The following is a 9884-nucleotide window of genomic DNA, read 5'->3' as shown; positions in this document are numbered from 1 at the left end:
CCGCTGGTCATCAGTGCGGGCACCACCTATGTCGTCTCGGTCAATGCCAACAGCTACTATTCGCTGACTTCGAACGGCTTCGCCAACCCGATCAGCAATGGGGGATTGACCGCCCCGGTCGGCGCCGGTGTCTACAACGAAACCATTGGCACGTTTCCCGCCCTCGTCTACCAGAACGAAAACTACTTCCGCGATGTCGTGTTTTCTGCTGGATCAAGCGTTGCCTTGCGGGACAACGCCACCATCTTCGTCAGTGAATCAGCCGGCGCTGCAACGATCACCGTCGTTCGCACAGGCAGCACGAGCGGACAGCTGACACTGGAGTACACGACCAACGAGATCGGCGGAGCCGGAGCGGCACAGGCTGGAGCGGACTATACGCTGCCGACCTTCAATGGCCGAGCGAATACCGGGCAAGTCGTTTTCGAGGACGGCGAGAGCAGCAAGACGTTTGCTATCCCAATCGTCAACGACCCTGATGCCGAAGGGACCGAGACATTTTCCGTCGGCATCCAGAATCCCGGGCCTGGTGGCTCCTTGGCGGCGCCGCGAACTGTTCTGGTCTCGATCGTCGACAACGATTCCGCACCAACCATCTCCGTGAGCAATCCGGTCATCAGCTTGTCGGAGGCGGCGGCCGCCGCCACTATCACGGTTCAGCGCAGTGGAAACATCGATGCCACGGCTACCGTTGCATACGCAACGAGCAATGGCAGCGCGATCGCGGGCTCCGATTATACGACGACAACGGGCGTGCTCACCTTTGCCGCAGGGCAAGCGATCCAGACCATTTCTGTTCCGCTGCTCAACAACACGACGGCCGAGAGCAACGAAAGCTTCACTGTAACCTTGAGCAACCCGATAGGTGCTGCCCTGGGAAGCCAAGCGACCGCGACCGTCAACATCCTGGACGACGACAGCAACCTCGGCAATCTGGTCCGACAGACCGTCGTGACCGGCTTGACCGAGCCAACGGCCTTGGATTGGACCCCCGATGGCCGCTATATGGTTGTCGCGCAACAGAACGGCATTGTGCGGGTGGTGGACAATGGCACGCTGAGATCGACGCCGCTTGTCGATTTGTCCAGCCAGGTCAACTATACGCCCGGAGACCGGGGGATGCTGGGGCTGGCCATTCATCCCAACTTCGCGGCAAATCCATACGTCTATCTGCTCTACACTTACGATCCGCCGGAAACCGCGAATGGAACTGGCCTGGCGGGCCCGGATACCAAAGGGAACCGTCCTTCTCGCCTCGTTCGGCTTACAGTCAACCCCAACACGATGATCGCCGATCCGGCCAGCATGGTCGTGCTGGCCGGTACCAACAGCACCTGGGCATTCACCAGCCGTCCGGATCTCGACAGTACCGGCGCTGTGAACATACCGCCGTCCGGCATCGTCAACGGCACCACCATTACCGCCCCTGCAAGCCTGATCGAGGTGGGAACGCAGGACAACGATCCAGATCGCGCCGGAATCCAGAACCAGAATATTCGGGACTATCTGGCGACGGACAGTGACTCCCATTCCAATGGAGCTCTCCATTTCGGGCCCGACGGCATGCTGTACTTCAGCAACGGAGACGGCACGTCATACAATTTCATGGACCCTCGCACGGTTCGCGCTCAAGACAATCACAATCTGTCCGGCAAAGTCCTGAGGATAGATCCGATGACCGGCGCGGGCGTTCCGGGGAACCCCTTCTATGACCCCGCGGATCCGAACAGCAATCAGTCCAAGGTGTTCTATTCCGGCGTGCGCAACGCCTATCGCTTCACCTTCGATCCGGTCACCAACCTGCCTGTGCTCGGAGATGTCGGCTGGAACAGCTGGGAGGAAATAAATACCGGCCCTGCAGGATCCAATTTCGGTTGGCCGTATCTGGAAGGTCCTGGCCGAACGGGCGGCTACCAGGATCTCCCTCAGGCGATCAGCTTCTACAACAATGGGAACCGAAACAGTCCTTCCGATCAGGCTGCTGTTTTTCCGCTGCTATCGAGAAGCCACGGCGCGCCCGACAACGCCACTGCGATCACGGTCGGGGACTTCTACAACGACGCCACCCTGATGTTTGCGGATCTTGTCAATGGCAATGTCTACACCGCAACAATGAACGCAAGCCGGCAGATCACGAACGTACAGGTCTTCGACACGAACGTCCCCTATTTGGTAGACATCGAGAAGGGACCGGACGGCTGGCTTTACGGTGCTGATTTGGGCACCGGCACGATCCGTCGCTGGGCAGACCCCAATGCCCCGACCGGCGGGAACCTGTTGACACCGACTTGAGCCGTAGCATTCAGGAGGGGATTGGTGCCACGGATCATTCGGTGGACGTGACCAAGGCTGCCAGAGTCGCCTGAGGGGTATCCATCCGAGGAAGTCGGCGGGATTTTGGGGATCGCACGTGGTAATGTCGGTTCTGGAAACGCGCGTGTGACGTGCACCGGGCGGCAGGGTTGAGAACGAAGTCGTGGCTTTGGGAGCAAACTGGGAAACGTCTGGTCAATGCGCCGTAATTGGACTCGGAGAGGTGAGATCGATGCAGATGGCCGGCGGAGTTTCCAGATCAAGGGTCCAACACCTTGGTGGAACTGTCGGTTTCACGGCATGGGCTCTGTCATAATCCATAATCTGGACAGCAACTGGAAGTAGCAGCTCTCTCGCACCCTGATCGTAGTGCATAATCGTCTTGATGAATTTCCCTGAGGTCTTCGATATCCAGATTTCTATCGCCGCACTCCATTTGGATCGGTGCCAGTGTGCGGAGTAGTGAAAAGCAAGACCTTCTTCGGTTTGTGAGTCGCCGAGCTCTTTACAAGACGTGAAGACTGCCACCCCCGAATCTGCATCAAGTGGGGTACGAATAGGCCGCCTGTCTTCATCCCAGACGCCATTTTCCATTCTGGAATAGATGACATTGTCAATCACTCGCCCCTCTTCGGCAAGCTTGAGATGACCATCTTCTTGCAACTCGGATATCGTATAGCTGTAGCGCCCGCTATTATGCATGTTTTCGTATGCACGGTTGACGGCATAGCAGGATTTATCCTCCCCGTTGAACGCCAGATCAGAAGAGCGACTATCTTCCGCGCCGTAAACGATTGCGGTCTTGGTCAGAATTAAACAAAAAACGGCTGCAGCTATAACACGCATGGGAGACCTGGGAATCAAAAGACGGATAAAGTCTGAAGATCTATTTATACGTCGCATTGATGAGGCAGTGCCAGGCATTGTGGATATTGGAACATGAGCCGCCGCTAAACATTATGTGCTTGCAACCTCGCTCATTTCCACTGAAGGAGATTCCACGTGAATAACTTAATCTGGCTCGTCGGCGCCGTTGTCATCGTGCTCGCTATCCTGAGCTTCTTCGGCTTCCGCTGAGAAAGAAGTGCGGCGGCTCAACTGCACCATCCATGAACGCAGGAGCACGCCGCTACGCCGGACGAAGAACCCGATCGGCGCAGCATAATATGGGGAGCATTAGCAGCGACTTAAATGTCTGCCGTCGTACCCACTGTGGATCGAGGCTGTCCCGTCGAACCCGCGAGTTGGACGCGTCCCGGTTCGATGGCGCCTCAAACAGAAACGGCGCCATGAGGCCGCGGGTGTTTGAACCCTTCACCTTGATACGATACTAGGATGAGATCGACTGAACATCACTCGACGAGGTGGGCTCGGGCGGTCTCGTCAAGATCGATCAGCTTGCCGATCGCTTCCTGAATCAACGGCGGGGTGATCGGGCGTAGTGCGGTTCCGGTACGATGCCGGACAAAAAGCCCCGCCGAAACGGGGCAAGTCTCACGGATCACACAGGCCCCGTCACGACAGGAAAGTCTCAGCGCCAAAAGAACGCAAATTAGACCGTCAGGTGAGGGATGAACGACCACTCCTCGGCCATGAACTCAAGCGTTTCGTCGCGAAAATAATAGAGGAAATGTCGTGAGTTAGCGGTGTCTTCCTGGATTGTTTCCCACGGCACGGCATCGCGGATCGGGTCGTGGCCAACCAACTCATAGAACTCGCCCCATCGCGGAGCTATGCCACTGTAGCGACCATGGGCATCTACCTTATACCATTCATGATCGTTGGTATCGTCCCAGCGCCACCGGCTGCAGCAAATGAAGCTTAGAGTCCCCCATGTCTCATCAAACTTCGGACCGGCCTTCGGAAATAGGCTCAAAGCCCTGAGAATACCCGACGGTTTTTCGTCTGGCACGGGCCTATGCGAGCGGAAACAGACGTTGACGTTGGAGCCCGCAACTGAAACTTCAGGCTGGGGGGCATTTGGTTCGGCAACCCAACCCTGGCCGAGCTGTAGTTCTACAAACCTAAGCATGGACGACGACTAGCCGAATTGCATGACGGTTTCCACCCAACGTGTCATCAAGCACTCATAGGTTCACGGCTTAGTAGGTTCCACTTCATCCCTCCTATTCGGCCTTTTGATTCTCTTCGCGAGCAAAACGGTCGACAAGATCCCACCGCTCAACATCTTTAGAAGAACTATATTGAAAAAGGTGAGAAAATACGCGTTTCCGAGAACTGTTGTCGAAGCCCCTGCACCGTAGACCGGCAAAGGAATGAGAAAAGTAAAAGAAACGAATGTGAGTAAGTATATCAAGGAGGTTTTCACAAAGCTCTTTAGATCTTCAACTGTAATTTCTCGACCCAATTTGGACAAAACGATATAAATCGAAAACAAGAATGTTTTCGCGAACGTGAATGTGATCAGCAAAAACGAAAGACATGTGTAAAGGGCGATTTGTTCTGGATGGTTTTCCGCCAGCCATGGCAGTTCATAGCGGTACTTTGGCAGAATAACCAAAATGTATCTTAGGTACGGGCTGACATGATCCAGTAAGCCTGCTCTGGTCACCCAAAGAAGCAAGATGGATATAGACAAAATAACCATATCGAGCGGTGGACCGCTTATATGGCTCTCGTATCGTTTGATGAAAACGTGGTTTTGAAGGCGAAAGAAAAGATCAACCCCGGCAAAACTTTTAAAAATCATTTACGTCCAGCCTTTGCCCCGAACTATGCCTGATAAACTCAATCAAAGGAGCGAGGCACTTGTTGGGGGAGTGCGCAGAGTCTGTCAAGTATAACGCCCCTCAACCATTCCCACCTCTTCGTCCAGCTCATCCACCGGCAGATAGGTGTTCTTCTCCATCCACTCTCCTGGACGATTAGCCAGATGGTGTCCTCGCGCGTAAGCGCCAATTTGCTGCATCTCCTCCCTCACTTCGAAAAGCGATCGCGGCACATTTTGGGAATTCGTAATAAAGATAAGACAGTATTCCCATAAGCAGTATTACTCCGAACAAAGTCGCTAGGTACAGCTTTGCGAAGATATGGTCTATTCTGCCAAGAGCCCATTCATAAACAAAGCATTTCGCAATAGTGCATTTATTCGGGCCGGGAAACCGCCAGAGAATTAGATTAAAAAACATGTAAGAAGACAACAAAATCACGAACGATCTGGCCTGCGACGACATTTCTTTGGGTGTGCGATTTGCAACCGATACTCTGCGGAAGCCACTGGCGTGCATGATAGTAAAAAAGCATACACTTGCGGCAATTTGATCGCAAATTAACAGAGCAGTAAAGTTCCGATGTGAAAGGAATAACTGACATGCGATTGCAATAAAACCGCTCGGAAGTAATAGGGCACCAAAAAAAGCCTTCGCGCTGGTTGGCCTTTGCTTTGCAACAGCGATGCCGCTAGCGTATGCAGCCCAGACTGTCAGTATAATTGGAACCGGGCCAATGACCCAGGGCAAATCCAGATAAGGCATCTATCCCCCAAAGCTATTCAGGCCATTTTTCAAACAGGACTTGCAGCTTTCGCCCTCATCTACCAGTGCTGGGATCACGCACCGATGTCAACGAAGTTCACGATGCCTTTTTGGGGAGGGACTTGATACCGGGCATGGACGCATGACGGGAAGCTGCGGCATGCCTCATACAGGGGCTGCGGAAATGTGATCCCGGAAGAATTGGCCGATGTCGCCAGGCTCCAAAAACCGTTCGCGCTGCGTGATGTCGTCGAGGCGGTCAGCAAACCGTAGCAAGAGACTTGCTCGAGCTGCCCGGAGCAACGGACAGGCCGAAGGCCAGGCTCCACACGAAGTGAGGAGGAACTCGGTTAACTCAACGAGATGAGCCCCATTCTGCGAACGAGCATGACGTGGCGCGAAGGTTTCAGTGTGCGACGCCTGGTTCCCCGTGTGCCCTCACGATGGCGTCCGCCTCCTTGCCGTATAGCTCCTCGAAGTGATCGAAGGTCTTGGAAAAATAACCGATGCCCTGCGTTGCCGAGCGCAGCGCCCGCGCCAGATCGTCAAGTGCGCCGCCCGGAATAAGTGCCCGGAAGATGTCCCATCCCTTGGCGGTTTCATCCCGGTCGAAGCCGAGAACCTGACCCTTGAGAGCGGAGACGATCTGGACGAGGCTGCCGGAATAGATCGACGGAATGTGAATTTCGCTGCGGAAGACCGGTTGCATTAAAACGGCCGACCCATCGGAAAGCGCCTGTCGCACTCCCATTTTCGACGCAGTCCTGAAAGCGTGTTCCGAACTGTCGACGGCATGGTGCTGACCATCGAACAGCGTTACGCCGACATCGATGACCTGGAAGCCGAGCGGCCCTTTCTCCATCGCCTCGCGCGCGCCTGCTTCTACGGCAGGGATATAGTTGCGGGGAACGACGCCACCCTTGACGGTTTCGCTGAAGGTGAAGCCCCGGCCGCGCTCGTTGGGGCGAATGCTCAGTTTCACATCCGCGAATTGCCCAGCACCGCCGGTCTGTTTGCGATGGCGGTAATGAATCTCCGATGGTTTCGCGATTGTCTCGCGGTAGATCGGGCTGGGCATTCGATCGGTTACCTCGATGTGGAAGACGTCGGACAGGGTTCGGCAGAGATCGCGCAGATGTACCGGGCCCTGGGCGCGGACGAGCTGGGCGCCCGTGCCTTCCTCCTGCAAAACGACAAGACCGCGATCCGTCTCGGAAAGTTTTGCCAGCGTTTCGGAGAGCTTGTTTTCATCGCGTTCGCTGCCCGGGACCAGGATCCTTTCAAGCATCGGCGTCGGTGGCTCGGTCCATTCGGGCGGAGCGATCGTCGCGGCTGACGTCAACAGCGACGGCACGGGCAAGTGGTCGGACTTGACTGTCGCGAAGACATCCCCCGGTGCCGGTGTAATCGCCGAGCTGGACCGGCCGTTTGCAGGATCCTGCACGGCGCCGAGGCTGGAGCCGCCCAGCGATGCGCCTTGCCGCAGTCCCTCACCAAACGCACGCACCAGCACCGTCTTGCCGATATTCTGACGATGATAGGCATGGAAGCTGACGGCGGTCAGCTTGTTTTCCTCGACATTGCCCGCACGAGCCAGACGCTGTCGAAGAACCGTGACCGGCGGCGCCTCGTGGCGCAGCGCCTTCATCAGCCTCATCATGCCGTTGCCGTGACTTGCGGCACCGATCAGGACCGGAATAATCCTGTTTTCGCTCAGAACCCGCGATGAAATGGCATAGAGGGCGTCGCTGGCCGGCTCTCGATCTTCGATCAGTTCCTCGAGAAGCCAGTCATCGAATTCGGACAGGTGTTCCAGGAGCTCGCTGCGCGCTTCGTGCTCGCGCTCGGCGGCACTTTCGGGGATTGCGATCAGCGCCGAAGTCTGGCCTTCCCGATAGCGCCACGCCCGTTCCGATATCAGATCGCAACTGCCTACGATCCTGTCCCCTTCGCGGATCGGGATCTGGCGAAGCAGAAGCGTGTGGTTGGCATAGTCCTGAAGCGCGGCGATCACGTCCCTCAGCCGCCCTCTCGGTTCGTCCATCCGGTTGACGAAGAGGATGCACGGCGTCCCCGAGGCTTCGATTATCCGCAGATAGGGCGCAGCGAGCACGGCCTCTTCGGGAACAGGAGAAACACACAGAATGCAGGCGTCGCTGGCAAGAAGCGCGTGCTGCACATGCGCCAACGCTTCGTTCGGTCCTGGCGCATCCAGCGCGCACCACGCCTCGTTTCCAAAGGTGAATTCTGTGAGGTTCAGTCCATAAGGGGAGCTGGATTTTCTCGGCGTTCCCTCCAACGAGCCGAGCTTTTCGACGACTGTTGATTTTCCAGTCTGCGAGGGTCCAAGAACGGTAAAGCAACGCATCGGCATTCCTCCAACTGCCATAGACACAACTTTCAGCCATCATAGGATGCCCTGAACTGCTGCAAGGCGCCAGAGGTGTTCGGTTTCACAACGCTTTGACCTAAAGACGTAGATGCCGATGTCGTTCGCCGCCCTGCCTGGCGGACCGATAGGGAGGGCGTTTGCCCTCCCCAGATTTATCAGGCGACTTCGGTCGCAAAACGCTGGAACAGCGGTTTCAGGCGGGGGTGGCGTGCCGCCGGAGGCGGATGAATTTCAATGGCCCGACCGGCCCTCGCCTCGCGTCGCAGCCATTCGCTGATGGTTTCGGCGCTGGTGTGATCCATGTAATGGAGGTCCTCGCCGACAATCTTGACCTTGCGGCCCTCGGGCAGCTGCTCGAGCGTGTTGAGCAGAATGGGCACGTCCTTGCAGGTGGCTGCGCCGCCGAGCCGGACATGGATTTCCTCGTCGATCTCCGCGTGCCTGATCGCCAGTTTTCGCCTGAGGTAGGGCACGATCTCGATGATCGACAGCGCCAGGCCGAGTGCGACGCCGACCAGCAGGTCCTGCAGGACGACCATGGCAACGGTCGCCGCCCAGATGCCGACCGGGACCAGTCCATGATGCTCGAACAGGTGGCGGACATGGCGCAGGCTGATCAACCGCCATCCGGTGACGAGCAGAACCGCGGCGAGGGCCGACAAGGGAACGAGGGTCAAGAGGCTTGGCGCCAGCGCCACCAGGCCCAATATCCAGAACCCGTGGAAGATGGCAGAGGCCCGCGTGCGTGCGCCGGCCTGAATGTTGGCCGAGGAGCGGACGATGACGCCGGTGATCGGCAAGCCGCCAAGCAGGCCGCAGAGCCCGTTGCCGACGCCCTGGGCAAACAGCTCCTTGTTGAATCGGGTGCGCACGCCGTCATGCATCCGGTCGACGGCGGCGGCCGAGAGAAGGGTTTCGGCACTGGCGATGACGGCAATCATCACCGCCATGAGAATGACGCCGGGCTCCAGCAACCGGGCGAAATTTTCCGCGGTCGGCAGTGTGATGCTGTCGACGAGCGAGGTGGGCACCTCGACGCGGGCGATCGGCAATTGCAGCGCGGCGGCAAGAACCGTCGCCGCCGCGACACCGACCAGCGCTCCCGGAACCAGCGCTAGCGATTTCGGGCGGCACTTCTCCCAGCACACCATGGCAAGCAGGGATATGAGGCCGACCTTCAAGGCGGTTGCCTGGCTCGTCAGGCCAGTTCCCCAAAGACGGGCGAGACTGTCTTCCATCGCCGCGACGTTCTCCATCCCGCCGGCAGCGGGCTTGGCATCCATCAGCACATGAATCTGCCCCAATATGATCAGAATGCCGATACCGGCGAGCATGCCGTGAACGACGGCCGGCGAGATCGCCCGGAACCAGGAGCCGACCCGCAGGAACCCGCCGGCGATCTGCAGGAAACCGACGGCGATCAGGACGGGGGCGAGCATGGCGACGCCGTATTCCTCGACGAAGCCGAAGACGATGACGGCAAGTCCGGCCGCAGGTCCGGAGACCTGCAGGGGCGAGCCCGACAGGAAGCCGACGACGATGCCGCCGATGATGCCGGAGATCAGGCCCATCGACGCCGGCACGCCGGAGGCGATGGCGATCCCGAGGCAAAGCGGTATGGCGACGAGAAAGACGACCAGCGACGAGGCGAGGTCGCGCGAAAAGGTGGAGCTCACTGCTGTCAT

General features: G+C 57.5%; 5 protein-coding genes and 1 pseudogene. 1 reads left to right on the top strand and 5 read right to left on the bottom strand.

All coding sequences use genetic code 11. The features are described from left to right. Positions 1-2292: Calx-beta domain-containing protein (locus B5E41_RS22710; protein WP_141098799.1), on the top strand; the 2292-nt coding region annotated here is incomplete at its 5' end. Positions 2293-2508: 216 nt separating this feature from the next. Here B5E41_RS22710 and B5E41_RS22705 read toward each other — a convergent pair. The 5 genes and pseudogenes from B5E41_RS22705 to B5E41_RS22685 all read right to left on the bottom strand — a co-directional run bounded on the left by B5E41_RS22705 (position 2509) and on the right by B5E41_RS22685 (position 9884). Next, entirely contained in the window at positions 2509-3159 is a 651-nt protein-coding gene (locus tag B5E41_RS22705) for a hypothetical protein (protein ID WP_088396135.1), read from the bottom strand. Positions 3160-3865: 706 nt separating this feature from the next. After that, positions 3866-4225, bottom strand: coding sequence for a hypothetical protein (locus tag B5E41_RS22700; RefSeq protein ID WP_245303133.1), 360 nt, complete (start codon positions 4223-4225; stop codon positions 3866-3868). Between the two features lie 882 nt (positions 4226-5107). After that, positions 5108-5235 (bottom strand): annotated as a pseudogene (locus B5E41_RS32360) (CopG family transcriptional regulator); the annotation flags it as partial. A gap of 978 nt (positions 5236-6213) precedes the next feature. Beyond that, positions 6214-8175 (bottom strand): elongation factor G, encoded by a 1962-nt coding sequence (locus tag B5E41_RS22690; RefSeq protein WP_088396133.1) that lies wholly within the window; start codon positions 8173-8175, stop codon positions 6214-6216. A gap of 179 nt (positions 8176-8354) precedes the next feature. Continuing rightward, entirely contained in the window at positions 8355-9884 is a 1530-nt protein-coding gene (locus tag B5E41_RS22685) for a SulP family inorganic anion transporter (RefSeq protein ID WP_088396132.1), read from the bottom strand.

It is taken from the genome of Rhizobium esperanzae (assembly GCF_002204185.1).
Lineage (GTDB): Bacteria > Pseudomonadota > Alphaproteobacteria > Rhizobiales > Rhizobiaceae > Rhizobium > Rhizobium esperanzae.
Note: the sequence above shows the minus strand (reverse complement) of the source record. Positions and strands in the feature narration are given on the sequence as shown.